Source organism: Micromonospora purpureochromogenes (assembly GCF_900091515.1).
GTDB lineage: Bacteria > Actinomycetota > Actinomycetes > Mycobacteriales > Micromonosporaceae > Micromonospora > Micromonospora purpureochromogenes.
Genome location: NZ_LT607410.1, coordinates 1121082 through 1146285, shown reverse-complemented (window position 1 = coordinate 1146285; position 25204 = coordinate 1121082). Strand labels below are relative to the sequence as shown.

Below are 25204 nucleotides of genomic sequence, written 5' to 3'. Positions count from 1 at the left end.
CCGGGCCGCGACCGGCACCGTGCCCGCCACCGAGGGCCCGGGCTGGCGGTCGCTGGACGTCGGCTCCCCGTTCGACTACGCCCGGCAGGGCATCCTCTACGTCGCCGCGCACCTGCCCCGCCCGAGCGTGTCGGGGCTGCCCGAGGCGGCGGGCGAGGAGCTGCTGGGGCTGGTCGGCGCGCTCGGCGGCCGTACCCTCGGGCTCTTCTCCTCCCGGCGGGCGGCGCAGCAGGCCGCGGAGCTGCTGCGCGCGCGGACCGACCTGCCGGTGCTGCTCCAGGGCGAGGAGGCGCTGCCGCTGCTGGTCCGCCGGTTCCGGGAGGAGCGGTCGAGCTGCCTGTTCGGGGTGATGTCGCTCTGGCAGGGGGTGGACGTCCCCGGCGACGCCTGCCAGCTCGTGGTGATCGACCGGCTGCCCTTCCCGCGCCCGGACGAGCCGCTGGCCGCCGCCCGGGCGGCGGCGGTGGACGCCGGTGGCGGCTCCGGTTTCGCGGCGGTCAGCGTGCCGATCGCGGCCGTCCGGCTGGCCCAGGGGGTGGGCCGGCTGATCCGGGCCACCGGCGACCGGGGTGTGGTCGCGGTGCTCGACTCGCGGCTGGAGACGGCGCGCGGCTACGGGCCGTTCCTGCGCCGCTCGCTCCCCCCGTTCTGGTACACCACCCGCCCCGACGTGGCCCGCGGCGCCCTCGAACGCCTCGCCAAGGCCTGACCGCCCACTGCCCGCGCCGTCCGGCGCGCCCGGTTGTGCGCGCCGCAACCGGCCGCGTCGCCCGATCGGGAAGCCGCGACACGCCGCGAACGGCGGCGCGGGCGGCGAGGAGGCAGGGCCCGCGACGCGACGGGCCCGCCCCCCGGAAGGGGACGGGCCCGTTTGCGGGTCTGCGCGGTCAGGGCGCGTGGGAGGCGACCACCACCGCGTCCGGCGGGGTGTCCGGGACGGTACGCGCGGCCAGCCGGCGGACGGCGGTGTTGAGCACCGCGATCAGCGGCACCGCCACCAGCGCGCCGGTGATGCCGGCCAGCACCACGCCGGCCGCGATCCCGATGATCACCGCGAGCGGGTGGATGGCCACCGCCCGTCCCATGATCAGCGGCTGGAGGATGTGCCCCTCGACCTGCTGCACCCCGATCACCGCACCCAGAATGATCAACGCGGTCACCGGGCCGCTGTCGACCAGCGCCACCAGCACCGCCACGATGCCGGAGAGCGCGGCGCCGACGATCGGGATGAACGCGCCGAGGAAGACCAGCGCGGCCAGCGGGAACGCGAACGGCACGTCGAAGATGACCAGGAAGATCCCGATGCCGACCGCGTCGATGAAGGCGACCAGCACCGTGGCCCGCACGTACGCGCCGAGCGTGGCCCAGGAGGCCCGGCCGGCGTCGTCGACCTTCCAGCGGGCGGCCACCGGCAGCAGCCGGACCAGGAAGCGCCAGATGTTGTTGCCGTCACGCAGGAAGAAGAAGGTGGCGAAGAGCACCAGGATGGTGCCGGTGAGCACCTCGGCCAGCGTGCTCGCGGTGGAGATCGCGCCGCTGGTGAACTTCTCGGTGTTGCCGTTCACCCAGGCCTGCGCCTCGTCGATGTACCGCTCCAACTGGCCGTCGGAGAGGTGCAGCGGGCCGGTCTTGAGCCAGTTCTGGATCTGCCGTACGCCCTGCGACGACTTGTCGCTCAGCTGCGGCACGCCCTGGATGAACTCGTTCACCACCAGGGTCAGCGTGCCGACCACCGCCGCCAGGCCGCCGACCAGCACCACGGCCGTCGCCAGCGACCGGGGGAAGCGCGCCATGAGCAGCCAGCCGACGGCCGGCGCGAGCAGCGCCGAGAGCAGCAGCGCCACCGCCAGCGGGATGATCACGATGCTGATCGTGCCGACGATCTTCAGCACCGCCCAGGTGACCACACCGATCACGATCAGCCGCCACGACCAGGCGGCGGCGATCCGCAGCGCGTGCGGCACGTCCGCGTCGTCGCGGCTGCTGGTCGAGGTGTGCAGGGCGGCGGGCGGCTCCGCGCCGACCACCGTCGCCGACCTCGGCGCGGCCGGCCCCGGGGACGCCGGCGAGGCGACCTGGGCCTCCTCGGGTACGTCGTCGGCGGAACGACTGGAGCGCACCGACTCCCGCCCGGACTCGTACGCGCGGCGGAGCCGACCGCGTACCCGCTCGAAGCGGCTCAAGCGCACCTCCTCAGGATGAAACCGGGCCGCCCAGGACGACGGTCCGGACAGGGTACGTCCGACAGCGACACCGTAGGGCAGTTCCGCCACACATTGCCCCCGCCCAGCACCGCTCAACCACGGCGACGACCGCCCCCGGGCACGCGGTAGCGTCTTCGCGTGACCGCCGATCAGAACCTCGACTCCGGCCTGCCGATCCGGCTGCTGCACGACCGCGTGCTGGTGCGGGTGGAGGGCAGCGAGGGTGAGCGCCGCTCCACCGCCGGCATCGTGATCCCGGCCACCGCCGCCGTGGGCAAGCGGCTGGCCTGGGCGACCACGGTGGGGGTCGGGCCCAACGTCCGCGCGATCGTCTCCGGCGACCGGGTGCTCTTCGACCCCGACGACCGCTCGGAGGTCGAGCTGCACGGCCGGGGGTACGTCCTGCTCCGCGAGCGCGACGTGCACGCCGTCGCCGCCGAGCGGGTGGAGACCGATCCCACCGGCAAAACCGGCCTCTACCTGTAGCGGTCCGCGTCCCGACCGCGCGCCGCCGCGCACCGGCCGCGCCCGCGCGCGGGGAGTGCCGCCGTTTGTGGGGCTTCCCGGCGGGAAGCCAGGCACGTCCAGCGCCCTGGGGAGGGACGATGCCGGTATTCGTGAAGAAGCTGCTGCTCTGGGGCTTCGTCGCCTTCCTGATCTATTTCATGGCGTTCCGGCCGGACGGCGCCGCGCAGATGTTCAAGGGGATCGGGGCGGCGCTGATGGCTCTCGCCCAGGGGCTCGGCGACTTCCTCACCAGCCTGATGACCTGACCGCTCCGTCGGAGGCCGGCCGCCGCCGGGTCACGCCCGGCCCGGCCCCCAGGGCACGGCCGACGGCGGGCCGTACCAGCCGGGTGGGGGGTGGCCGGCCGGGAGCGGCGGCGGGGCCAGCACCACCGGGATCGGCACCACCGGGGAGTCCGGGGCGTCCACCGCCCGCCGGGAGCCGTCGGGGAAGCGCAGGTGGTAGCGCTGCCCGTCCCAGACCCCGACCGGCGCCTGCGGATCACGCCCGACGAAGAACCCCCGGTACGCGGCGATCGCCTCCAGCAGTTCCCGCTCCTCCCGGACGGTGCGCTCCCGGTCGGCCGCCTTGCGGTCCAGCCCCCGGCGCATCCCGTCGCGCAGCAGCGCCAGCCGGGTGGCCGCGAACTGGTAGCCACGCATCGCCCGCAGTCCGGCGTCGCCGCCGACCCGGCGCGCCCAGACCCGGGCGGCATGCCGCCGGCCGAGGCTGCCCAGGGCCGCCACCTCGGGCGGGCTGAGCCAGCCGGCCCGGACGTAGTCCGGCAGCGTCCGCTCGGTGAGCCGCCCCTCCCAGGCCCGCAGCCAGACCGCGAAGGCGACCATGCCGAAGAAGATCGGCACCATCAGCGCGACCATGCCGTACATGAAGATCACCAGCTCGCCGGTGGCCTGCACCAGCGTCGGGATCAGGTTCCAGGTGCCGTGCAGCATCATCGCCAGCAGCAGGCCGGCGGCCGGCGCGAGCACCCGTACCCGGCGGTCCGCCGTCCGGGCGGCGATGCCCAGCCCGACCCCGGTCATCGAGGTGAACAGCGGGTGGGCGAAGCCGAAGAGCAGGATCCGGGTGATGAAGATGGCGAACACCTGCCGGAAGCCGGTGGCCGGGCCCCACTGGTCGGCGCCCGTGGCGTAGCCGTAGCCGCCCAGGTAGAGGATGTTCTCCACCATGGCGAAGCCGACCGCCGAGAGCCCGCAGTAGACCAGGCCGTCGGTGATGCCGGACCACTCCCGCCGCCGGAAGACCAGCAGCAGGATCGGGCCGAGCGCCTTGGTCAGCTCCTCGATGAACGGCGCCACCAGCACGCCGGTGAGCGCCTGCGGCAGCCCCCAGTCCTTGAACAGCCCGGCCGCGGTCTCGTTGACCGTCAGCGAGGCGGCGGTGGAGACGAACGCGCCCCAGGCGAAACAGAAGATCAGGTACTTCAGCGGCTCCGGCTCGTACCGGTCGAGCCAGAGAAAGCAGGCGACCAGCACCGGCACCGGCAGGATCGCCGCCACCAGGCCGATGAGCAGTGCTTCCAGCCCGAGGTTGGAGCCGAGCACGAAGAGCATGTAGACCGCGCAGGCCGCGATCAGCAGCACCACCCCGGCCAGCGCCAGGATCCGCCGCCAGCCGAGCCGGCGCAGCGGCATCCGGGGCAGGGCTCCACCCGACGGCGGGAGGGCGGGCGCGAGCGGCGGCGGCGCGGGCGAGCCGGGCGGGGTGTCGGCCATGCGGTCAGCGTAGTCATCTCCGGCCCACTGGTCCGGGCGCATCGGTGGTGGTTATGCTGCGGTCAGGTCACGAGCGCCAGCGTCAAGCCCCGGCTTGCTGGCCGGCAACCCTCGTCGAGGTTCGCGGTGGGGTGCCCCGGGTGATGACCGGGCCCAGCCCGATCCACGTGCTGGGCAAGCGCGGACCCCGTCCCGGTGTGCCCACACCCGGGGTCCCTGGACCCCGGAGGCCCACATGACCCTCACCCTCGTACCGCCCGCCCCGGCCACCGTCACACCGGCGTCGACCGGGCCGGATCCGCTCGGCGTGCTCGGCGTACCCGGGCAGGTGAACCTGGACCACGCCGCCAGCGCACCCTGCGCGCGGGCCGCGGCCGACGCGGTGGCCGAGCTGCTGCCCTGGTACGCCAGCGTGCACCGCGGCGCCGGGGCGCTGTCGCGACGCTGCACCCTGGCCTACGAGCGGGCCCGGCAGACGGTCGGCGACTTCTTCGGCGCCCGGCCCGACGACCACGTGGTGTTCACCCGCAACACCACCGACGCGCTCAACCTGCTGGCCAGGGCGCTGCCCCCGGGCACCACGGTGGTCACCTTCGCCGGGGAGCACCACGCCAACCTGCTGCCCTGGCCGCGCGGCTCGGTCCGCCTGCCGGTGCCGGACAGCCCCGCCGGGGCGGTCCGGGCGCTGGACGCCGCGCTGGCCGAGCTGCGCCGGGGCGCCACGTCCGCGCTGCCGGTGCTGGTCGCGGTGACCGGGGCGAGCAACGTGACCGGCGAACGCTGGCCGGTGGCCGAGCTGGCCCGGGTGGCCCGCCGGCACGCCGCCCGGATCGTGGTGGACGCCGCCCAGCTCGCCCCGCACGCGCCGGTGGACGTCGCCGCGCTGGACGTGGACTACCTGGCCGTCTCCGGACACAAGCTGTACGCCCCGTTCGGCGCGGGGATCCTGCTCGGCCGGGCGGACTGGCTGGACGTCGCCCCGCCGTACCTGGCCGGGGGCGGCGCCACCAGCCACGTCGGCGCGGCCACCCACGAGGTGCGCTGGACGACCGGCCCGGACCGGCACGAGGGCGGTACGCCCAACCTGCTCGGCGCGGTCGCCCTGGCCGCCGTCTGCGCGGCGCTGGCCGGGGCGGACCGGGCGGCGCTGCACGCCCACGAGCAGCGGCTGGTGGACCGCCTGCGCGACGGGCTCGCCGCGCTGCCGGACGCCGTCGAGCTGCGCACCTTCTCCCCCGACGCGCGCCGGGTGGGGATCGTGTCGTTCGTGCTGGCCGGTCGGGACTCCGCCGAGGTGGCCGCGTACCTGGCGCGGGAGCACGACATCGGGGTACGCGACGGCCTGTTCTGCGCGCACCCGCTGGCCCGGCGGCTGCTCGCCGAGGCGGCGGCGCGCGCCGGGCGGGACGACCTGCCGCCGACCGCGCTGCGGGCCAGCCTCGGGCTGGGCAGCACCGTGGCGGACGTGGACCGGCTGCTGGCCGCGCTCGCGGCCCTGAGCTGAGCGCGGGCGCGCGGGCGCTCAGGCGGGGCCGGTGCGGGCGGGGTTCAGCCGATCGGCGGGGCGGTGGGGGGCTTCGGAGCGCCCTGCCGCTCCGCCGGCTCGCCGGCCGGCTTCTCCTGGTCGCCGAAGGCCCTCCGGACCAGCTGGTTCGCCTCCTCCTGGTCGATGCCGGAGGCGACCATGAGGTCGCTGGCGGTGGTACGCACCTGGGCGACCACCACGCTGCCGGAAAAGCCGACGCCCGCCGCGTAGGCCCGGCCCGCCTCGCTGACCGCGCGCAACGAGCGTTCCCGCGCCTTCTCCGGTTCCTCACCGACGGCGAACTCGTGCCGGAGCAGGCGCACCACCTCGGCGAGGTGGGCCACCGCGTCCGGCAGCGGCTCCGGCACCGGCTCCTCGTCCTCGATCATGGTGACGGCGCGCCGGATCAGGGTGCCGCTGTTGCGCATGGCCCGGTCGATCGGGTCGGCGGCCTCCGCGTAGTGGGTCAGCTCGCTGCGCCGGTGCCACCGGGCCGGCGAGAGGGTGCTGGTCTCCTTCGCGCCCTCGATCGCCTCGGTGAAGGCGGCCAGTTCGTCCTTGTTCTCCCGGAGCCGTTCCAGGGCCTCCTGGGCACCGCGGCGGTCCCGGCTGCGCAGCGCCTCGGCGGTGATGTCGAGCTGGGCGGCGAGCAGGTCCAGCGCCGGCCGAGCGGCCCGGTTGATCACGCGTAGCGGGTTGAGCGGCAGCAGGATCGCCGTCACCAGCAGCGCGATGCCGCCGCCGATGAACGCGTCGACGAAGCGGGGTATCTCCAGGTTCTGGGTGGAGGGGCTGAGCGTGACGATCAGCACCGCGGTCGCCGCGGCCTGGATGACGATGGCGACGCTGGCGCCGAAGAAGATGGTCAGCAGGATGGCCGAGGTCACCACCAGGCCGAGCTGCCATCCCCCGGTACCGAGGAAGTAGATCAGGACGTCGCCGAGGAACACCCCGACCGCGACCCCGATGATCAGCTCCACCGTCCGGCGCAGCCGCTGGCCGACCGAGGCGGCCAGGGTGCCGACCGCCGAGATCGGCGCGAAGACCGGCTGCGGGTTGTGCAGGAACTCGTGGGAGACGACCCAGGCCAGCGCCGCGGCGACCCCGGCCTGGAGAGCGAGGCCCATAGCCATCCGGACCCGGTGCAACCGGTCGTGCAGGGTGGCGCGGCTGCGGTGCCGCAACTCCTCCACCGCGTCGGCGATGCGCATCGAGTCGACGTCGGATTCACCGTCGCGCCGGCCGAGCCGACGCCACAGCGGTAGTCGTCGGTCCCGGGCCACGGCCATGGCCGGGACTACCCGTACCGGCGCGGTTCATCCCGGCCCGCTCGGGCAGACTCGGCGGGGTGACCGAGCTGATCGACCGCTGGCGGACGGCCGCCCGGGACGGCGGCGCCCCGGACGGGCCGGCGCTGATCCGGGCCGGGGAGGAGTTGCTGGCCCGGTGGCGGGAGCCACAGCGGCGCTACCACACCGTGCGGCACCTGACCGCCGTGCTCGACGTGATCGACGCGTACGCGGAGCTGGCCGACCGGCCGGAGCTGGTCCGGCTGGCCGCCTGGTGCCACGACGCGGTCTACGACCCCCAGGCGGCCGGCGAGGCCAACGAGCGGGACAGCGCCGCGCTGGCCGGCACGCTGCTGACCGCGCTGGGGCTGCCGGCCGCCGCGGTGGCCGAGGTGCGCCGGCTGGTGCTGCTCACCGCCGGGCACGCCACCACCGCCGGCGACCGGGACGGCGCCCTGCTCTGCGACGCCGACCTGGCAATCCTCGCCGCGCCCCGACAGGAGTACGACGCGTACGCCGCCGCGATCCGCGCGGAGTACGCGCACGTGCCGGAGCCCGACTTCCGGGCCGGTCGAGCCCGCGTGCTGACCGCCCTGCTCGCGCTCCCCGCCCTCTACCGGCTCCCCCCGCTCGCGGCCCGCTGGACCGACCCCGCCCGGGCCAACCTCACCCGCGAACTCGCCACCCTCAGCTGACTCCCGCCCACTTCGCCGGCACCGAGCGCGCCGGGCAAGGGCGATGGGGTCAACGGGCGGGGCGGGTCAGGTGTTTGGGGCGGCGCAGGCCCGCGTCGCGGAGCAGGCGGACCAGCTCCCGGCTGGGGACCACCCGGGCCCCGAGCCAGACGGCCATGGCGAAGCGCTCGGCGGGGATGTCGTAGTGGTCGCGGTCGAAGCCGCGCCGGGGTGCGCCCAGCGCCTCGGCGAAGGCGTGCAGCTCCGCGAGGGAGACGTCGCTGATCAGGTGGGACCAGAGCCGTCCCCGCCACGGCCAGGCGGGTCGGTCCAGGTACAGCATGGCGGCCAATCTAGCCGCCGGTTAGCCTCTCCCGCATGGCCGGATCCCCCCTCCTCGACGACCTGCGTGCGGCGCTCGGCGACGACGCCGTCCTCACCGACCCCGATCTGCTCCGGATGCACCAGCGCGACGAGGCGGACCTGTGCCCGGCCGGTACGCCGCTGGTGGTGACCCGCCCGCGCGACACCGGGCAGGTGGCCGCCGTGGTCCGGGCCGCCGCCCGGCACGGCGTACCGGTGGTGCCGCAGGGTGCCCGGACCGGCCTGGCCGGCGCCGCGAACGCGATCGACGGCGCGGTGGTGCTCAGCACGGTGGCGATGGACGCCATCCTGGAGATCGACCCGGTGAGCCGGATCGCCGTGGTCCAGCCCGGCGTGGTCAACGCCAGGCTCGCGGCGGCGGTGGCCGAGCACGGCCTGTACTACCCGCCGGACCCGGGCTCCTGGGAGTCCTCCACCATCGGCGGCAACGTCGCCACCAACGCCGGCGGCATGTGCTGCGTCAAGTACGGCGTGACCACCGAGTACGTCCTCGGCCTGGAGGTCGTGCTCGCCTCCGGCGAGGTGCTGCGCACCGGCCGGCGCACCGCCAAGGGGGTCGCCGGCTACGACCTGACCCGGCTCTTCGTCGGCTCGGAGGGCACCCTCGGGGTGCTCACCGAGATCACCGTGTCGCTGCGCCCGGCGCCCGAGGAGTCGCTGACCATGGTGGCGGTCTTCGGCTCGACCGCCGAGGCGGGCACGGCGGTGGCCCAGATCGCCGCCCGGGGACTCACCCCCAGCCTGCTGGAACTGCTCGACCGCACCCACCTGCGGGCGATCGAGGCGTACCGGCCGATGGGGTTGCGGACCGACGCGCAGGCGCTGCTGCTGGCCGCGGCGGACACCGGCGCGCGGGCGGCGGACGACCTGGCCCGGCTGGCCGAGGTCTGCGAGGCCGCCGGCGCCGAGGAGGTGTACACGGCCACCGACGCGGTCGAGGCGGCGGCGCTGCTCCAGGCCCGCCGGCTGGCGCACCCGGCGATGGAGAAGTTCGCCGCGGACGCCTTTCCGGCTGGCAACGGCGGTCTGGTGATCGACGACGTGGCGGTGCCGCGCGGCTCGCTCGCGGCGTTGCTGGACGGGGTGGCCCGGATCGCCGAGAAGTGCGACGTGCCGATCGGCGTCGTCGGGCACGCCGGGGACGGCAACATGCACCCGAACATCGTGGTGGACCGGGCGGACCCGGCCAGCCTGGAGCGGGGCCGGCGCGCCTTCGACGAGATCATGCGGCTGGGCCTGGACCTCGGCGGCACCTGCACCGGCGAGCACGGCGTCGGGCTGCTCAAGCGGGACTGGCTGGCCCGGGAGATCGGTCCGGTCGGGGTGCGGGTGCACCAGGCGATCAAGGCGGCGCTCGACCCGGCCGGGCTGCTCAACCCGGGCAAGGTGCTCTGAGGCGCGGCCCGGCCGCTGCCGGGGTGCGGGTCAGGCGGTGGGCTCGGCGGGGGTGGCCTGGGTGAGCAGCAGCAGGATCTCGTTGGCCACCGGCGGCCGATCCTCGCCCGGGCAGTCCTGAGAGGTGATCAGGCCGGCCGAGGTGAGCAGGCTGGAGGTCAGCGCGTCGATGCAACTGACCCGGTAGCGGCGGGCCTCGTCGGTCTCCTGCCGCAGGCGCGGGTCGGCGAGCAGGTCGTGCAGCCGCTTCACCTGCTCGGGGTCGAGGCTGCCCGTCGAGGTCACGCCGTCGCCAGCGCAGTCGTCGCACTCCCAGTGGCCGTCCGGCTCGACGTTGAGCGACCGCAGCGGACCGTCCTGACCGAGCTTCTGCACCAGGCTGACCCGGTTGGCCGCTCCGGCGCCCGGGGAGGCCGTCGCGGCCGCGGCCTTGTCCGGTGTGGAATCCGTGCCGTCGCGGTCGAACACCGAGCAGGCGGTGAGGGCGATCGTCAGGACGGCACCGGCGCAGACCATGAGCGTGCGTGACCACTGGTTGGGAACCACGCGCCGCAACTTACCCCACCGTAGGTAGCGACCGGTACCCGCCGACCGTACGGGCATCGATGGGTGTAACGGTCGGTCAGCGCGACGAGGTGGGCAGCCCGGCGCTGTCCCCGTCGACGCCCCGGTCGGCGGCGAACCCCCGCACGTCCGGCGCGCCGAGCCGGGCCGCGTCGGCGGTGGCGTCGTCCGGCATCAGCTGCGACTCCCGCTCCGCCTCGACCCGGGCCCGGTAGTGCGTGATCTCGCGCTCGCGGGTGGCCGCGTCCCAGCCGAGCACCGCGCCCATCAGCTCCGCGGTGTGCCCGGCCGACTCCAGGCCGCGGTGGGTGGTCTCGAAGGAGATCCGGGTACGCCGGGTCAGTACGTCCTCCAGGTGCAGCGCCCCCTCGGCACGGGCCGCGTACGTCACCTCGGCGGCCAGGTACTCCGGTGCGCCGGCCAGCGGCGAGGCGAGCAGCGGGTCGGCGTCCACCAGGGCCAGCAGCTCCCGGGTCAGCGTGCCGTACCGCTCCAGCAGGTGCTCGACGACGCCGACCGGCACCCCGTGCCGGCGGGCCAGGTCGGCCCGGTCCCGCCACATGGCCTGGTAGCCGTCGGCGCCGAGCAGCGGCAGGTCGGCGGTGCGGGAGGGGCGACCGCCGCCGAGCCGGCGGACCGCCCGGTCCACCACGTCGGAGGCCATCACCCGGTACGTCGTGTACTTGCCGCCGGCGACCAGGAGCAGCCCCAGCATCGGCTCGAAGACGGCGTGCTCGCGGGAGAGCTTGGAGGTGGAGTCCGCCTCGCCGGCGAGCAGCGGGCGCAGCCCGGCGTAGACGCCCTCGATGTCCGCCGTGGACAGCGGCCGGTCGAGCACGGTGTTGACCTGGTCGAGCAGGTACTGGATGTCGCGGGCGGAGGCGGACGGGTGGGAGCGGTCCAGCCGCCAGTCGGTGTCCGTGGTGCCGATGATCCAGTGCCCGCCCCAGGGGATGACGAAGAGCACGCTGGTGGCCGTGCGCAGGATCAGCCCGGTCTCCCCGGTGATCGCGGAGCGGGGGACGACCAGGTGCACGCCCTTGGAGGCCCGCACCCGGATGCCCGGGCGCAGTCCGACGTCGTTGAGCATCCGCGACATGTCGTCGCTCCACACGCCGGTGGCCCCGATGACGGTGCGCGCGCGTACCTCGAACTCGGCGTCCGGCGAACCGGCGGGCGCCTCCAGGTCGCGGACCCGGACCCCGGTCACCTCGCGGGCCTGCCGGATCAGCCCGACCGCGCGGGCGCTGCTCACCACGGTCGCGCCCAGGCTGGCCGCGGTGCGGGCCAGGGTCACCACCAGCCGGGCGTCGTCGACCTGGCCGTCGTAGTAGCGGATGGCGCCGGCCAGCGAGTCGGCCCGCAGGCTGGGGAAGATCCGGCGGGCGCCCTCGCGGGTCAGGTGCCGGTGCAGCGGCATCCCCCGCCCACCGCCGAAGACCCCGGCGAAGGCGTCGTACGCGGCCACTCCGGCGCCGTAGTAGGAGCGGCGGAACGCCCGGGCCGGCAGGTCCCGCAGGCCACGGCCGGCGGGCAGCGGCACCAGGAACGGCACCGGCCGGACCAGGTGCGGGGCGAGCCGGGTGGCGAGCAGGCCGCGCTCGGTGAGCGCCTCGTGGACCAGATGGAACTCCAACTGCTCCAGGTAGCGCAGGCCGCCGTGGATCAACTTGCTGGACCGGCTGGAGGTGCCGGCGGCGTAGTCGCGGGCCTCCACCAGGGCCACCTTGAGCCCACGGGAGGCGGCGTCCAGCGCGGCACCCGCCCCGGTCACCCCACCACCGATGACCAGCACGTCGAACCGTTCGGACCGGAGGCGGCGCAGGTCCGCGGCGCGGCGCTCCGGGGAGAGCTGGCCGGCGGCGGATCGGGTCACGTTGGGGTCGCGCACGGGTCCACCGTAACCGCCCGGGGCCCCGGGCAGCAGGTCCTGTCCCCCGCCAGGGGCCGGGAGAGGCATTGATCACCCACCGCGCGACCCGGATCGCGCGATCCAGGCACCCCGGGACGCGACGGACGTCGGGGGGCGGGCCGGGCGTCGTACTGTTTCCGGATGCGGCCCGAGCCACCTCCCACCGGAAGCGACGGAACCGGCGGATCCGCCAACCCCTGGGCGGTGGTGGCGGCGGTGCTGGCGGGCGGCTGGACGGTGGCGACCACCGTGCTGCTCCAGGTCGCCGGCTGGTCCGTCGACCAGGTACGGCTCGCCAGCGGGCTGGACCGGTGGCCGTGGCTCTGGCCGGTGCTCTCCCTGGCCGGCGTCCTGCTGGTCGGCCTGCCGGCCCTGCTGCTGGCGCTGCTCCCCCGCTCCCCGGCGCTGCGGGCCACCGGCCGGGCCTGGCTGGCCGGAGCGCTGGCGCTCGGCGCGCTCGGCGCGCTGCGCGCCCTCCCGCCGGTGCACCACGAGCTCTATCTGGCGGCGCTGGCCGCCACCGCCGCCGGGCTGGCCCTGGTCGCCGCCCGGCTACCGGCCCGACGCCGCGCCCTGTCCGACGGGCCGGGGGTCGAGCCGGGGGCGGCGACCACCGCCGAGGCACCGGACGGCGAGCCGGGGCCGGCGACGACCCCCGATGAGCCGGACGGCGCGGGTCGCACCGGGCGGCGGGGGAGCGCCGCCGGCACGGCAGGCGGCCGCCGGCCCGGTCCGGTCACCCTGCTCGCGGTGGCCGCCGGGCTGGCCCTGCTGCTTCCCTGGGCCTGGCTCGGCGCGCTGGGCGGCCCGCTGGAGACCGTGCTCGCCGCGCTGGCCGCGGCGGCGCTCGGCGCGCTGGCCGGGGTGCTGCTCGACGGGCGGTTCTGGTTTTCGCTCGGGGGCGGCGAGCCGCCCCGGCCCGCCCGGCTGGTGTTCCTCGGCGGGTTGGTCGGCGGGGTCACCCTGCTGCTGCTGGCCGCCGGCACCGGGCAGTCCGGGGCCCAACTGCCCGCCCTGCTCGCCGTGCCCCCGGCCGCCTTCACGCTGGCCGCCCTGTACGCGGCCAGCCGCCGGACCGGCGGCCGGACCGCCGGGCCGGTGCGCTGGCTGGTCGGCCTGGTGCTGTTCGGTCCGCTCGCCTTCGCCGACCCGGAGGAGGTCTCGATCCTCCTGGCCACCACCCGCGACGTGCCGTTCTGGGTGGCGGCCGCCGCGGTCGCCGGGCTCGCCGTCGCGGTCCTGCTCGCCGTCGGGTACGGCGTCCTGCTCGCCCGGCCCCGGGCGGTCACGCCCAGCCGGCGGGTGGCCGGGCTGGCCGCCGGCGTGCTGCTGGTCGCGGTCGGGGTGGTGGACGCGGTCCCCGGGCAGCCCGGACTGCACGGCGAGCGGCTGCTGGTGGTGCTGCGCGAGCAGGCCGACCTGGCCGGCATCCCGGCCGGTACGCCGGGCCGGGCCGGTCGGGACGGGCGCGCCGCCGAGGTGTACTCCCGGCTGGTCGCCACCGCCGAGCGGACCCAGGGCGACCTGCGCCGCGAGCTGGGCCGACTGCGCCTGCACCCGAGGCCGTACTACCTGGTCAACGCGATCGAGATCGACGGCGGGCCGGCGGTGCGGGCCTGGCTGTCCGGCCGTCCCGAGGTCTCCCGCGTCCTGGTCAGCCAGCGGGTACGGCCGCTGCCCGCCCCCGCCCCGACCACCTCCGGCGACGCGCCGGCGCCGGTCGGCCCGGCCTGGAACATCCGGCTGCTCGGCGCCGACCGGGTCTGGTCGGAGCTGGGGGTGACCGGTTCGGGCGTGGTGGTGGGCAGCTCCGACTCGGGCGTGGACGGCCGCCACCCGGCGCTGGCCGACGGCTTCCGGGGCGGCGACGACTCCTGGTACGACCCGTGGGACCACACCCGCTCGCCGAACGACGCGGGCGGGCACGGCACCCACACGGTGGGCAGCGCGGTGGGTCGGGACGGCATCGGGGTGGCCCCGGGCGCGCGCTGGGTGGGCTGCGTCAACCTCGACCGCAACCTCGGCAGCCCCGCGCACTACCTGGACTGCCTCCAGTTCATGCTGGCCCCCTTCCCGCCCGGCGGGGACCCGTTCGCCGACGGTCGTCCGGCGCGCGCGCCGGACGTGCTGACCAACTCCTGGGGCTGCCCGCCGATCGAGGGCTGCGACCCGCGGGCGCTCCGGCCGGCCGCCGACGCGCTGGCCGCCGCCGGCATCCTGGTGGTCGCGGCGGCCGGCAACACCGGGCCGTACTGCGGCTCGATCGCCGACCCGCCCGCGCCGTACCCGGACGTGTTGACCGTCGGCGCGGTGGACCGCAACCGCCGGGTGACCCTCTTCTCCAGTCGCGGACCGGCCCCGGGGGACGCGGCCAAGCCGGACGTGCTCGCGCCGGGCGCGGGCGTGCTCTCCGCGATGCCGGGCGGTGGCTACGCCACCCTGGACGGCACCTCGATGGCGACCCCGCAGGTGGCGGGCGTGGTGGCACTGATGTGGTCGGCGAACCCGGCGCTCGTCGGCGACCTGGAGCGCACCCGCCGGATCCTGCGGGAGACGGCGCAGCCGGCGCAGCCGAGCTACCGCTCCCGCGCACCTCAGGACGCCTGCGGCGGGGACGCGAACATCACCGGCGCGGGCCTCGTCGACGCGTACGCGGCGGTGCGGGCGGCCCGGGCCGGCTGATCGGGCCTTGCGCCGACCCGTGGTGGTTGATCTAGGGTCGGCCACCATGGAGTTCACCCTCGCCGACCTGCCCGCCGACCGGGTCCCCGCCGTCGTCGCGCTCTGCGGACGCGCGCTCGACCTGCCCGAGGACGCCGCCGAGGCGGAGTCCGTGGTCACCGCCCTCTGGCCCCGGGCCTCGGCGGACCGGACGGTACTGGCGGTCGGGGCGTACGCGGGGGACGAGCTGATCGGGGTGCTGATCGGCTCGGTCTCGGCGGCGGACCCGCGCCTCGGGCACGTCGACCTGCTGGCCGTCGCGCCGCAGCGGCGGCGCCGGGGGGTCGGCCGGGCGCTGGTGGCCGAGGCGGAACGGCGGCTCGCCGGCCTCGGCGTGGCCGAGCTGCTGCTGGCCGGGAACCCGCCGTACTACGCCTGGCCGGGCATCGACGTGCGGTACACCCCGGCGGTCTGCCTGGCGCTGGCGCTGGGCTACCGGCAGGACCGTACGGCGTGGAACATGACGGCCGACCTGTCGTACGACGGGTCGCCGGCGCTGCGCACGACGAAGCCGGCGGAGGCGAGGCTGGCCGGCCAGGGCGTGTCGGTACGCCGGGCGGAGCCGGCGGACCTGCCGGCGCTGGCCGCGTTCGCCCGGTCCACCTTCGGCGGCGCCTGGGACGGCGAGCTGGCCGGCTCGGTCGGCCGCGCCGACGCGGGCTGCCACCTTGCGGAGCGGGACGGCGAGATCCTCGGCTTCGCGGCCTGGGGATCATCGCGGCCGAGCTGGTTCGGGCCGATGGGCACCGCGCCGGCGGCGGAGGGCTCGGGCATCGGCGGGGTGCTGCTGCGCCGCTGCCTGCGCGATCAGCACGAGGCCGGGATCAGCGCGGCGCAGATCGGCTGGGTGGGCCCGGTGCCGTTCTACTCCGGCAGCGCGGGCGCCCGGATCGAGCGGGTCTTCTTCCTGTACCGCCGTACGCTCTGACGGCTTCGCCGGCCGGCCGGGCGAGGCGCGCGGCTCCGCGAAAGACCGCGACATATCGATAAACGGGCGAATGGGATATAGACCCTGATAATGCCATTCGCCCGCATGGGTGATGGTTGCCCCCTACCGTTTCGGTAGAGGAGGCGACCCATGACCACGGACGACGAACAGACCGACGATCCGGTGCCCCGCACCTGGGCGCCGATCGGCGAGCCGCCCATCGCGGTGCCGTTCGACCGGCGGGACTACGGCGACGCGGAGCAGCTTGCCGAGATGACCGGCGTCGACGAGCCGGAGGCCGAGGAGCTGGTGACCGTGGTCGACGAGCCGGTCGCCATCCGCCCACCGTACGACCGGGCGCAGAAGCGGCGTAACCAGCGCAGCCTGCCCTGAGGAGACGGAAAGGGGCGGACCGCTCGCGCGGCCCGCCCCTTTCGGCGTTGGTGGAGCTGGACTCAGAAGTCCATGTCCCCGCCACCCGGACCAGCCGGGGCGGCCGGGGTCTTCTCCGGCTTGTCCGCCACGACGGCCTCGGTGGTGAGGAAGAGCGCCGCGATCGACGCGGCGTTCTGCAGCGCCGAGCGGGTCACCTTGGCCGGGTCGATGATGCCCGCGGCCAGCAGATCGACGTACTCGCCGTTGGCGGCGTTGAGGCCGTGGCCCGGCTCGAGGTTGCGGACGTGCTCGACGACCACGCCACCCTCGAGACCGGCGTTGACGGCGATCTGCCGCAGCGGGGCGTCCAGCGCGATCTTGACGATCTGCGCGCCGGTCGCCTCGTCGCCGGTCAGGTCCAGCTTGTCGAAGGCGCTCTTGCCGGCCTGCACCAGCGCGACGCCACCACCCGGGACGATGCCCTCCTCGACGGCGGCCTTCGCGTTGCGGACGGCGTCCTCGATGCGGTGCTTGCGCTCCTTGAGCTCGACCTCGGTGGCCGCGCCGACCTTGATCACCGCAACACCGCCGGCCAGCTTGGCCAGGCGCTCCTGCAGCTTCTCCCGGTCGTAGTCGGAGTCGCTCCGGTCGATCTCGGCCCGGATCTGGTTGACCCGGCCCTGGATCTGCTCGGCGTCGCCGGCACCGTCGACGATGGTGGTCTCGTCCTTGGTCACCACGACCTTGCGGGCGCGGCCCAGCATGTCGACGCCGACGGCGTCCAGCTTGAGGCCGACCTCCTCGCTGATGACCTGGCCACCGGTGAGGATGGCGATGTCGGCCAGCATGGCCTTGCGGCGGTCACCGAAGCCGGGCGCCTTGACGGCGACCGACTTGAAGGTGCCCCGGACCTTGTTGACGACCAGGGTCGCCAGGGCCTCGCCCTCGATGTCCTCGGCGATGATCAGCAGCGGCTTGCCGCCCTGCATGACCTTCTCCAGGATCGGGAGCAGGTCCTTCACCGACGAGATCTTGCTGTTGACGATCAGGAGGTACGGCTCGTCGAAGACGGCCTCCATACGCTCCGGGTCGGTCATGAAGTACGCGGAGATGTAGCCCTTGTCGAAGCGCATGCCCTCGGTGAGCTCGAGCTCCAGGCCGAAGGTGTTGCTCTCCTCGACGGTGATGACGCCTTCCTTGCCGACCTTGTCCATCGCCTCGGCGATGATCTCGCCGACGGTGTTGTCACCGGCGGAGATGGAGGCGGTGGAGGCGATCTGCTCCTTGGTCTCGACGTCCTTGGCGAGCTTGAGCAGCTCCTCCGAGACGCTGGCCACGGCGGCCTCGATGCCCCGCTTCAGGGCGATCGGGTTGGCGCCGGCGGCCACGTTGCGCAGGCCCTCGCGGACCAGGGCCTGGGCCAGGACGGTCGCCGTCGTCGTGCCGTCACCGGCGACGTCGTCGGTCTTCTTGGCGACCTCCTTGACCAGCTCGGCGCCGATCTTCTCGTAGGGGTCCTCGAGCTCGATCTCCTTGGCGATGCTCACACCATCGTTGGTGATGGTGGGGGCACCCCACTTCTTCTCGAGCACGACGTTGCGGCCCTTGGGGCCGAGCGTCACCTTCACGGCGTCGGCGAGCTGGTTCATGCCCCGCTCGAGGCCGCGGCGCGCCTCTTCGTCGAACGCGATCATCTTGGCCATACGGCGTTGTCCTCCTGGACACTCACGGGCCACCCGAGTGTTTGTGCCCCGGATGGGCCGCCTGGTGTACGCACCTTGGGACGTCGCCACCTGGCGACGACGACGTCCTTCGGCCGGGCCGGATAGCCCGCGACGACCGGCCATGTGCCCCACCGGCGTCTCGAACGCCGGTGCGACCGTGGCCCCACCGCCCCGACCATTGGCACTCAGCGTATGCGAGTGCCAATGACTTGTTTAGCACTCTCCCCTGCCGAGTGCAAGCAGACTCGGGCCGGTCAGCCGAGTTCCGCCGCCAGTCGCGCGGCGTTCACCGGCCCCTCGTGGGCCCGCTGCTCCGCGTACGTCACGATCAGCCCGACCAGCTGGACCAGGTAGACCGGGACGACCAGCGCAGCGGTCACCGCGACCACCACGACGGCGCCCACCGCGGTGCCCGGCGCGGCGAACGGGTCGGTGCCCAGTGGCGCGGTGCCGACGGCCTCCAGCACCGCGCCGACCACGGTCCCGGCGACGACCGCCGCCGCCACCAGCGCGACCCGGGCCGGCACCATGCCGAGCCGGCTGCGGAAGAGGTGGAAGGAACGCCCGATCGGGTTCTGCCGCTCGAAGAGGTAGACCGGGCCGGCCAGGGCGAGCGCGAACGCGAGGTAGACGCCGGGTATCACGCAGAAGCAGAAGCCGACCGCGGCGAGCAGCCCGGTCAGCAGGGTCCAGCCGTACAGCCCGGGTGCCCGGCGCACGCCGTAGCGCAGCGCGCCGCCGAGGTCGACCGGCTCGCCGGCCGCCTGCCGGGTGACCACCCAGGTGCCGGCCGCCCAGCCCACGCTCTGCAGCAGGTAGAGCAGCAGGGCGGCGACCATCGTCGCGCCGCCGAAGGTGAGGAAGTCACCCAGGTAGCCCGGGGACAGCGAGCCGTCGGCCGGCAGCTGCGAGGACGGCTCCAGCCCGAGGGAGATGATCGAGACCACCGCGGCGGGAAGCGCCTGGGTGAGCAGCATGATCGGCAGCAGCGTCCGCCAGCCACGACGCAGCGCGCCGGCGCACCGGCTGAACCAGCCGTCGATGCCCGCCTGCGGCGGGTTCACCAACGGGTCGGCCGGATCCCAGCCGCCGGCGGCCGGCCAGCCGTACGGCAGGTGGCCGGCGTACGGCGGGTAGCCGGGCGGGTAGCCGGGGTACGGGTCGGCGCCGGGCGGGTAGCCGCCGGTGGGCGGGAAGACCCAGCCCTGGTACGGGCCGGCGGGCCCGACCGGGCCGCCCGGCGCGGGCCGGTCCACGGGATCGGGCTCGGGCGGACCCGACGGGGACTGGTCGGACATGAGCGCTCCTCAGCGACGGCTGGATCGGCCCACGATCTTCCCTGGTGCCCGCCCGCGCCGCTGCCCCGGTGGGGACCGGCCGACGAGCGGGACCGGACGCGACTCAGGCGATGACGCGCACCCGCTCGGCCTGCGGGCCCTTCTGGCCCTGGGCGATATCGAACTCCACCCGCTGCCCGTCGTCCAGCGCCTTGTAGCCGTCCATCTCGATGGCGGAGAAGTGGACGAAGACGTCCTGGCCGCCGTCGACGGCGATGAAGCCGTAGCCCTTCTCGGCGTTGAACCACTTCACGGTGCCCTGTGCCACGGTGCACTTCCTCACTCTGCGCGGCGTTCCACGACCCGGGGCCGGCGGGCCGGCACCGGAGGACCACCGCTCCGGCGATCGGTGAGGGCCGCTGAATCGGTGACCGAAATCGCACGCTACACGAGGCGTGACGGTGGCGCACGACCACAAATCGGGCATATTCCGGTGCTCCGCCGACCGCCCGTCCATTGGCGATGGTCGCTGCGGTATGCATGCGGACATGACACCTGTCCCGGCCCGGCCGGAAGCCCGGAGAGCCGCGGTCCGCCGGGTACGCCCCGAGGACGCCGCCCGGATGCGGGCGCTACGGCTGGAGATGCTCGCGGACGCGCCGTTGGCGTTCCTGGAGACCGTCGCCCAGGCCGCCGCCCGCCCGCACGCCGACTACGCCGCCCGGATCGCGGCCGTCTCCCGGGGCGACCACACCGCGCAGTTCGTCGCCGACCCCGGTGGCCGGCTGGTCGGCCACGCCGGCGGCATCGCCTCCCCCGAGGAGCCGGGCCTGACCGTCGTCTACGCCGTCTACGTCACCCCCACCTGGCGGGGCAGCGGCCTGCTCGCCGACCTGATCGACGGGGTGGCCGCCTGGTCCCGCGCGGCCGGCCGCCCGGAACTGCTGCTGGAGGTGGTCGTCGGCAACGACCGCGCCTACCGCGCCTACCAGCGGCTGGACTTCACCGACACCGGCGTGCGCGTGCCGCACCCCACCGTCCCCGCCCTGCGCGAACTCCAGATGCGCCGCCCCGCCTGACCCTCAACTGGGGACATCCGGCAGGGCAGCACCCCGACGAGCCACACCCCGCTGGAGGCAGCGCCCGCCCCGCCCGCCCCAGGAACAGGGGACACGACGCACGGCGGCACCCCGATGAGCCACCCCCCCGGTCCCGGCAGCGACGCCACCAGCGCACCCCGCACGGGTTTCCGGGGGAGCCCGCCCGCGGAAGGATCAAGCCTGACCGCCTGGAGCGGGCGGGCTCCCCCGGAAACCCCGACCTGGACCAAAGGCGAATACCTAGACGTGCCGCCGGCTCTGCACGATCCGGAACCGGTTCGCCACGTACGCCCCGTCGGTCAGCGCCGCGTTCGCGGCCGGGTTGGCGCCGCTGCCGTGGAAGTCCGAGAACGCGGCCGACTGGTTCACGAAGACCCCGCCGGTCAGGTTGCAGGACAGGTGCACGCCGACGTCGACCGCGGCGGCCTCGGCCGCGTCGAGCACGGCCTCGTCTTTGGAGTAGACGGCGGCGGTCAGCGCGCCCTTCTCCCCCACCGTCGCGCGCATGATCTCCAGGCTGTGCGCGGTGGAGTCGGTGGCGATGACGAAGGAGATCGGCCCGAACCACTCGCGGCCGTAGGTCGCGGTGTCGTCGGCGGCCAGCTTGACGATGGCCGGCGTCCGCACCACCGCGCCGGGCAGCGCCGGGTGCTCGACGGTCCGCGACTCCAGCACCGGCTCGCCGACCTTGGTCACCTCGTCGAGCCGCTCCAGCACCCCGTCGTTGACGATGGCGCCGGTCAGCTCGACCCCACGCGCCGGGTCGGCGGTGAGCTTGCCGACCGCGCCGGCGATGCCGGCGGCCACCTCGTCGAAGCTCTTGTGCCCCTGGTCGGTCTCGATGCCACCGGCCGGGATGAGGAAGTTCTGCGAGGTGGTGCACATCTGGCCGCTGTACAGGGTCAGCGTGAAGCCGAGGTTGCGGCACATCCCGGCGAAGTCGTCGGTGGAGTCGACCACCACCGTGTTCAGGCCGGCCTTCTCGGTGTAGACGGCCGCCTGCCGGGCGTTCGCCTCCAGCCAGTCGCCGTACTCGGTGGAGCCGGTGAAGTCGACGATCTTCACGGCGGGGTGCAGCGCCAGGGTGGAGGCGAGCTTCTCGCCCGGCCCCTCGGGGGCGAGCAGCACCAGGTTGGGGTCGAAGCCGGCCTCGGCCAGCACCTCGCGGGCGTACCGGACCGTGATGGCCAGCGGCAGCACCGCGCGCGGGTGCGGCTTGACGACCACCGGGTTGCCGGTGACCAGCGAGGCGAAGAGCCCCGGGTATGAGTTCCAGGTGGGGAAGGTGTTGCAGCCGACCACCAGCGCCACGCCCCGGGGCACCACGTGGAACGTCTTGGTCATCCGCATCGGGTCGCCCTTGCCGGCCGCCTTCTCCCAGCCGGCCGTCCGCGGGTGCCGGGTCATCTCGGCGTACGCGTAGGCGAGCGCCTCCAGCGCGCGGTCCAGCGCGTGCGCGCCGCCGGCCTGGAAGGCCATCACGAACGCCTGGCCGCTGGTGAACTGCACCGCGTTGGCGAGCTCGAAGATGTGCTTGTGCAGCCGGTCGAGGATCTCCAGGCAGACGCCCACCCGGGTCTGCGGTCCGGCGTCACGCCAGGCCGGCAGGGCGGCCGAGGCGGCGGCGACCAGCTCGTCGGCGCCGGCGTGCGGGTAGCGCACGTTCAGCTCCAGCCCGAAGGGGCTGGTCTCGGTGGCGACCCGGTCGCCCGAGCCGGGCTGGTCGAGGGGGAAGTCGCCGTTCAGGTACGCCTCGAAGGCGGCCTTACCGTCGGCGGCGGCGGTCTCGCCGTACACCCGAGGGCTCGGTGACTCGGGATAGGCGGACCAGTATCCCCGCTCCGTGATGGCGGTCAGCGCACGGTTCAGGGTGTCGGCGTGCCTGTCGTACAGGGGGTGCGGGGTCTCCGTCATGCCCGCCATCATGCAACAGGTCGGTCCCAGATCAGTAGAGCAGTGTCACAAGTGGGATCGTCACCCGTCAGAGCGCCAGCTGCCACTCCGTCGAGGCGTCGACGGGTTGGAAGCCGAGCTGCTCGTTGATCCGGATCATGTGCCCGTTCTCCGCCGCGTTGAAGGTGTCGATCGCGCGCAGCGCCGGCTCGTACGCCAGGACGTGCCCCAGGTTCTCGATCTTGGTGAGCAGGCCGAGCCGGTGACCGCGGTGCGCCGGGTCGACGATGGTGATCTGCTGCCACGCGTGCCAGTCCGCGCTGGCGCCGAGGCTGAGCATGCTCCAGGCGACCAACCGGCCCGAGCCCTCGTCGACCGCCGCAACGTGGTAGCGGCGGCTGCCCCGGAGGTCGAGCGCCCGCTCGGTGCCCCGGATCCGGTCCGCGTCGACCCGCTCCTGCTCCCACTCCAGGTCGCCCAGGGGCGCGTCGGTCATCAGCCGGCCCTCCAGGTAGGCGACGTCGTCGACGTACTCCTCCGGGGTGGCCTGCTGCCAGCGGACCGTGCGGTAACCGGTGGCCGCGCTCCGGGCGCCGGCCAGCAGGGTGTCCAGCGCGGCCCGGTCGAGCGCGGTGGTGTCCAGCCGGCGGCGTACCGCCGCCAGCGCGGGGCAGGCGCCGACCGCGGCGGCGAAGGCCGCTCCGGCGGGGTCGCGCGCCGGGCCGCCGGGCAGGGCCGAGGCGACCTCCCCCACCACCCGCTTGCGCCCCGCGTCGCGCAGCAGCCGCACCCCGTGCTCGTGCAGGGCCCGGCCGATGCCCCGCCGCCGGTACGCCGGATGCACCACCAGCTCGGCGGCGGCGTTGTCGGTGTTGTCCAGTTGCGGCAGCTCGAGGCGGAGCCAGCCGGCCGGCACCCCGTCGAGCCGGGCCAGCGCCCAGTGCACGACGAGGCCCGGCATCGGGTGCCGGACCAGCGCCTCGAAGCGCCGCCGGCAGTACGGCGGTAGGTCCGGCGCGTCCGCCTCGGTGACTGCCCCGATCCGGTACGCCGCGTCGACAACGGTCTGGTCGCCCGGCTCCAGCGCCGTGATGGAGGTGCCCATGCCGGTGAGCCTGCGGCACCGCAAAGCGAACGGGCCAGCGATTTTCTCGCTGGCCCGTTCGAACGTTGGTCGGGAGGGACGTCCACACAACGCCTCCGGCGTTGGGTCGTAAGAACTCAAAGTCTCCGGCGGATCGCCCTCCCGCACGGAGCATCTTGCGCCGTCCGGTTCCTGTCGTCAAGTCCTTGTCGGCGGGTTTTCCACACTCACAGCGAAAAGCCAGTTACCCGGCGGATCGGCCCGATCCCCCGTCCGGGCGATCCGCGCATCCCCCGCCCGGCCGACCCCCGCCCCGCTCCGGCTACGCCGGTGCCCCGTTTGCGGCGGCTCGCGGTGTCCCGGCGGCGGAGGGCGCGACCCGCCGCAGACGGCGGTCGATCAAGCGGGCTCAGGCGAGGAGGCCGGCGTCGCGGGCGGCGCGCAGCGAGGGCTTGATCCGGTGGGTCGGACCGACCTGGCCGGCGACCGCGTCGATGGTCTTCAGGCCCTCGCCGGTGTTGAAGACGACGGTCTCGGCGGTCGGGTCGAGCCGGCCGGACTCGACCAGCTTGCGCAGCACCGCCACGGTCACCCCGCCGGCCGTCTCGGCGAACACCCCGGTGGTCCGGGCGAGCAGCCGGATGCCGGCCCGGATCTCCTCGTCGTCCGCGTACTCCATCCAGCCGCCGGTGCGGCGCACCGCCTCCAGGGCGTAGAGGCCGGCGGCCGGGTCGCCGATGTTGAGCGACTTGGCGATGCCGGTCGGCTTGACCGGGACGATCGTGTCGCTGTCGGCGTGCAGCGCGACCGCGATCGGGTTGCAGCCGGCGGACTGGGCGCCGAAGACCTTCCAGCCACCGGCCGGCGCCTCGACCAGACCGATCTCGACCAGCTCGGAGAACGCCTTGTCAATCTTGGTGAGCAGCTCGCCGCTGGCCATCGGGATGACCACCTGGGCCGGGATCCGCCAGCCGAGCTGCTCGGCCACCTCGTAGCCGAGGGTCTTCGAGCCCTCCGCGTAGTACGGGCGGACGTTGACGTTGACGAACGCGGTGTCCTCGAACTCGTCGGTCTCCACCAGCTCGCCGCAGAGCCGGTTCACGTCGTCGTACGACCCGTCGATGGCGACCAGCTCGCCGCCGTAGACGGCGGTGGTGATCACCTTGCCCTGCTCCAGGTCACCGGGGATGAAGACCACCGAGGGCACCCCGGCCCGGGCCGCGTGGGCGGCCACCGAGTTGGCCAGGTTGCCGGTGGAGGCGCAGGCGAACCGGGTGAAGCCGAGCGCCTTGGCGGCGGTGAGCGCCACCGAGACCACCCGGTCCTTGAACGAGTGGGTCGGGTTGGCGCTGTCGTCCTTGACCCAGAGCGGCGCGGTGATGCCCAGCTCGGCGGCCAGGTGCGGGGCGGCGACCAGCGGGGTCAGCCCCGGGTCGAGCGTGACCCGGGTGGCCGGGTCCTGGCCGGCGGGGAGCAGGGCGGCGTACCGCCAGATGTTCTGCGGCCCGGCCTCGATCCGTTCCCGGGTGACGGCGGCCAGGGCGGCGGTGTCGTAGTCCACCTCCAGCGGCCCGAAACACTCGTAGCAGGCGTGCTGGGCGGCGAGCGGGTAGCGCGCGGAACAGGCGCGGCAGACCAGGGCGCGGGCCGGGCTGGCGGTGGTGTCGATGCCGGGGGCGGCGGGAAGCGTCGACGTCATGTCGAGAGTCCTCTCATCTTTCCCCGCATCGCACCCTGCGGCGAGGACGGAATTGGCACCTGCCCGCGTCCGCTCGTCATCGAGCGTGCGGGTGGTTGCCGGGGCGTCGTCGGGCCGTATCCCTCAGCCCCTCTGGATGAGGTATGCAGTTGTGCCACCGAGTCTAGGAGCTCCCCTCCCCGAAGCCGACCCGGGTTCCCACGGTGTGAGCTG

Annotated in this window: 21 protein-coding genes, 1 pseudogene and 2 riboswitches; of the genes and pseudogenes, 10 read left to right on the top strand and 12 right to left on the bottom strand. The window is 74.6% G+C overall.

Annotated features, from left to right (window positions below; genetic code table 11):
• Nucleotides 1-22: 22 nt before the first annotated feature.
• A pseudogene (locus GA0074696_RS32500) lies at nt 23-709 on the top strand (ATP-dependent DNA helicase); the annotation flags it as partial.
• A 178-nt stretch (nt 710-887) separates the two neighbouring features.
• Here GA0074696_RS32500 and GA0074696_RS05310 read toward each other — a convergent pair.
• Entirely contained in the window at nt 888-2183 is a 1296-nt protein-coding gene (locus tag GA0074696_RS05310) for an AI-2E family transporter (protein WP_172894187.1), read from the bottom strand.
• 159 nt (nt 2184-2342) lie between these two features.
• Between GA0074696_RS05310 and GA0074696_RS05305 the strand changes: the two genes are divergently transcribed.
• Entirely contained in the window at nt 2343-2690 is a 348-nt protein-coding gene (locus GA0074696_RS05305) for a GroES family chaperonin (protein ID WP_088960057.1), read from the top strand.
• Nucleotides 2691-2809: 119 nt separating this feature from the next.
• Nucleotides 2810-2977: a hypothetical protein gene (locus tag GA0074696_RS31120; protein ID WP_172894185.1), complete on the top strand. Its 168-nt coding sequence runs from the start codon at nt 2810-2812 to the stop codon at nt 2975-2977.
• A 30-nt stretch (nt 2978-3007) separates the two neighbouring features.
• Here the strand turns inward: GA0074696_RS31120 and GA0074696_RS05300 are convergent, their stop codons facing one another.
• On the bottom strand, nt 3008-4489 hold the full coding sequence (locus GA0074696_RS05300) for a PrsW family intramembrane metalloprotease (protein WP_088960056.1): 1482 nt from the start codon (nt 4487-4489) through the stop codon (nt 3008-3010).
• Nucleotides 4490-4512: 23 nt separating this feature from the next.
• A riboswitch (SAM riboswitch) is annotated at nt 4513-4634 on the top strand.
• A 48-nt stretch (nt 4635-4682) separates the two neighbouring features.
• Here GA0074696_RS05300 and GA0074696_RS05295 point away from each other — a divergent pair.
• Nucleotides 4683-5951, top strand: coding sequence for an aminotransferase class V-fold PLP-dependent enzyme (locus GA0074696_RS05295; protein ID WP_088960055.1), 1269 nt, complete (start codon nt 4683-4685; stop codon nt 5949-5951).
• Between the two features lie 44 nt (nt 5952-5995).
• Here the strand turns inward: GA0074696_RS05295 and GA0074696_RS05290 are convergent, their stop codons facing one another.
• Entirely contained in the window at nt 5996-7255 is a 1260-nt protein-coding gene (locus tag GA0074696_RS05290) for an FUSC family protein (RefSeq protein WP_231925403.1), read from the bottom strand.
• Between the two features lie 65 nt (nt 7256-7320).
• Here GA0074696_RS05290 and GA0074696_RS05285 point away from each other — a divergent pair, with 65 nt between their 5' ends.
• The gene (locus tag GA0074696_RS05285; RefSeq protein WP_088960053.1) at nt 7321-7956 is read left to right on the top strand and encodes an HD domain-containing protein; all 636 of its coding nucleotides are present in this window, start codon (nt 7321-7323) and stop codon (nt 7954-7956) included.
• A gap of 49 nt (nt 7957-8005) precedes the next feature.
• Here the strand turns inward: GA0074696_RS05285 and GA0074696_RS05280 are convergent, their stop codons facing one another.
• Nucleotides 8006-8278 carry a DUF4031 domain-containing protein gene (locus tag GA0074696_RS05280; protein WP_088960052.1) on the bottom strand — a complete coding sequence of 91 codons (273 nt, stop codon included), beginning with the start codon at nt 8276-8278 and terminating at the stop codon, nt 8006-8008.
• Between the two features lie 35 nt (nt 8279-8313).
• Here GA0074696_RS05280 and GA0074696_RS05275 point away from each other — a divergent pair, with 35 nt between their 5' ends.
• Nucleotides 8314-9714 carry an FAD-binding oxidoreductase gene (locus GA0074696_RS05275; protein WP_088960051.1) on the top strand — a complete coding sequence of 467 codons (1401 nt, stop codon included), beginning with the start codon at nt 8314-8316 and terminating at the stop codon, nt 9712-9714.
• A 30-nt stretch (nt 9715-9744) separates the two neighbouring features.
• On the opposite strand, the gene GA0074696_RS05270 is transcribed toward GA0074696_RS05275, so the two are convergent.
• Together GA0074696_RS05270 and GA0074696_RS05265 are read right to left on the bottom strand one after the other, a co-directional pair.
• Entirely contained in the window at nt 9745-10260 is a 516-nt protein-coding gene (locus GA0074696_RS05270) for a hypothetical protein (RefSeq protein WP_231925270.1), read from the bottom strand.
• A 76-nt stretch (nt 10261-10336) separates the two neighbouring features.
• The gene (locus GA0074696_RS05265; protein WP_088960049.1) at nt 10337-12169 is read right to left on the bottom strand and encodes a glycerol-3-phosphate dehydrogenase/oxidase; all 1833 of its coding nucleotides are present in this window, start codon (nt 12167-12169) and stop codon (nt 10337-10339) included.
• A 162-nt stretch (nt 12170-12331) separates the two neighbouring features.
• Here GA0074696_RS05265 and GA0074696_RS05260 point away from each other — a divergent pair, with 162 nt between their 5' ends.
• From GA0074696_RS05260 to GA0074696_RS05250, 3 genes are all read left to right on the top strand, one after another.
• Nucleotides 12332-14872, top strand: coding sequence for a S8 family serine peptidase (locus GA0074696_RS05260; protein WP_088960048.1), 2541 nt, complete (start codon nt 12332-12334; stop codon nt 14870-14872).
• A gap of 46 nt (nt 14873-14918) precedes the next feature.
• Nucleotides 14919-15839 (top strand): GNAT family N-acetyltransferase, encoded by a 921-nt coding sequence (locus tag GA0074696_RS05255; protein WP_088960047.1) that lies wholly within the window; start codon nt 14919-14921, stop codon nt 15837-15839.
• Nucleotides 15840-15989: 150 nt separating this feature from the next.
• A complete protein-coding gene (locus tag GA0074696_RS05250) occupies nt 15990-16232 on the top strand; it encodes a hypothetical protein (protein WP_231925269.1) in 243 nt (80 codons plus the stop codon).
• Nucleotides 16233-16294: 62 nt separating this feature from the next.
• On the opposite strand, the gene groL is transcribed toward GA0074696_RS05250, so the two are convergent.
• The 3 genes from groL to GA0074696_RS05235 form a co-directional block, all read right to left on the bottom strand.
• On the bottom strand, nt 16295-17917 hold the full coding sequence (gene groL / locus GA0074696_RS05245; RefSeq protein WP_088960046.1) for a chaperonin GroEL: 1623 nt from the start codon (nt 17915-17917) through the stop codon (nt 16295-16297).
• A 275-nt stretch (nt 17918-18192) separates the two neighbouring features.
• Nucleotides 18193-19236, bottom strand: a complete 1044-nt coding sequence (locus tag GA0074696_RS05240; protein WP_088960045.1) for a hypothetical protein — start codon at nt 19234-19236, stop codon at nt 18193-18195.
• A 103-nt stretch (nt 19237-19339) separates the two neighbouring features.
• Complete coding sequence (locus GA0074696_RS05235; protein WP_088960044.1) at nt 19340-19543, bottom strand: cold-shock protein; 204 nt, start codon at nt 19541-19543, stop codon at nt 19340-19342.
• Nucleotides 19544-19763: 220 nt separating this feature from the next.
• On the opposite strand from GA0074696_RS05235, the gene GA0074696_RS05230 reads away from it, so the two are divergent.
• Nucleotides 19764-20294, top strand: a complete 531-nt coding sequence (locus GA0074696_RS05230) for a GNAT family N-acetyltransferase (RefSeq protein WP_088960043.1) — start codon at nt 19764-19766, stop codon at nt 20292-20294.
• 261 nt (nt 20295-20555) lie between these two features.
• Here the strand turns inward: GA0074696_RS05230 and paaN are convergent, their stop codons facing one another.
• The 3 genes from paaN to thrC all read right to left on the bottom strand — a co-directional run bounded on the left by paaN (nt 20556) and on the right by thrC (nt 24991).
• Nucleotides 20556-22229, bottom strand: coding sequence for a phenylacetic acid degradation protein PaaN (gene paaN / locus GA0074696_RS05225; protein WP_172894183.1), 1674 nt, complete (start codon nt 22227-22229; stop codon nt 20556-20558).
• 67 nt (nt 22230-22296) lie between these two features.
• A complete protein-coding gene (locus tag GA0074696_RS05220; protein ID WP_088960041.1) occupies nt 22297-23313 on the bottom strand; it encodes a GNAT family N-acetyltransferase in 1017 nt (338 codons plus the stop codon).
• 388 nt (nt 23314-23701) lie between these two features.
• On the bottom strand, nt 23702-24991 hold the full coding sequence (gene thrC, locus GA0074696_RS05215) for a threonine synthase (RefSeq protein WP_088960040.1): 1290 nt from the start codon (nt 24989-24991) through the stop codon (nt 23702-23704).
• A 10-nt stretch (nt 24992-25001) separates the two neighbouring features.
• Nucleotides 25002-25134: riboswitch (SAM riboswitch) on the bottom strand.
• Nucleotides 25135-25204: the final 70 nt, after the last annotated feature.

Excerpts from the sequence above, each read along its gene's own strand:
- GA0074696_RS31120 (WP_172894185.1), top strand. The coding sequence starts at position 2,810 with ATGCCGGTATTCGTGAAGAAGCTGCTGCTCTGGGGCTTCGTCGCCTTC.
- GA0074696_RS05300 (WP_088960056.1), bottom strand. The coding sequence starts at position 4,489 with ATGCGCCCGGACCAGTGGGCCGGAGATGACTACGCTGACCGCATGGCC.
- GA0074696_RS05295 (WP_088960055.1), top strand. The coding sequence starts at position 4,683 with ATGACCCTCACCCTCGTACCGCCCGCCCCGGCCACCGTCACACCGGCG.
- GA0074696_RS05280 (WP_088960052.1), bottom strand. The coding sequence starts at position 8,278 with ATGCTGTACCTGGACCGACCCGCCTGGCCGTGGCGGGGACGGCTCTGG.
- GA0074696_RS05275 (WP_088960051.1), top strand. The coding sequence starts at position 8,314 with ATGGCCGGATCCCCCCTCCTCGACGACCTGCGTGCGGCGCTCGGCGAC.
- GA0074696_RS05260 (WP_088960048.1), top strand. The coding sequence starts at position 12,332 with ATGCGGCCCGAGCCACCTCCCACCGGAAGCGACGGAACCGGCGGATCC.
- GA0074696_RS05255 (WP_088960047.1), top strand. The coding sequence starts at position 14,919 with ATGGAGTTCACCCTCGCCGACCTGCCCGCCGACCGGGTCCCCGCCGTC.
- GA0074696_RS05250 (WP_231925269.1), top strand. The coding sequence starts at position 15,990 with ATGACCACGGACGACGAACAGACCGACGATCCGGTGCCCCGCACCTGG.
- groL (WP_088960046.1), bottom strand. The coding sequence starts at position 17,917 with ATGGCCAAGATGATCGCGTTCGACGAAGAGGCGCGCCGCGGCCTCGAG.
- GA0074696_RS05240 (WP_088960045.1), bottom strand. The coding sequence starts at position 19,236 with ATGTCCGACCAGTCCCCGTCGGGTCCGCCCGAGCCCGATCCCGTGGAC.
- GA0074696_RS05230 (WP_088960043.1), top strand. The coding sequence starts at position 19,764 with ATGACACCTGTCCCGGCCCGGCCGGAAGCCCGGAGAGCCGCGGTCCGC.
- paaN (WP_172894183.1), bottom strand. The coding sequence starts at position 22,229 with ATGACGGAGACCCCGCACCCCCTGTACGACAGGCACGCCGACACCCTG.
- GA0074696_RS05220 (WP_088960041.1), bottom strand. The coding sequence starts at position 23,313 with ATGGGCACCTCCATCACGGCGCTGGAGCCGGGCGACCAGACCGTTGTC.
- thrC (WP_088960040.1), bottom strand. The coding sequence starts at position 24,991 with ATGACGTCGACGCTTCCCGCCGCCCCCGGCATCGACACCACCGCCAGC.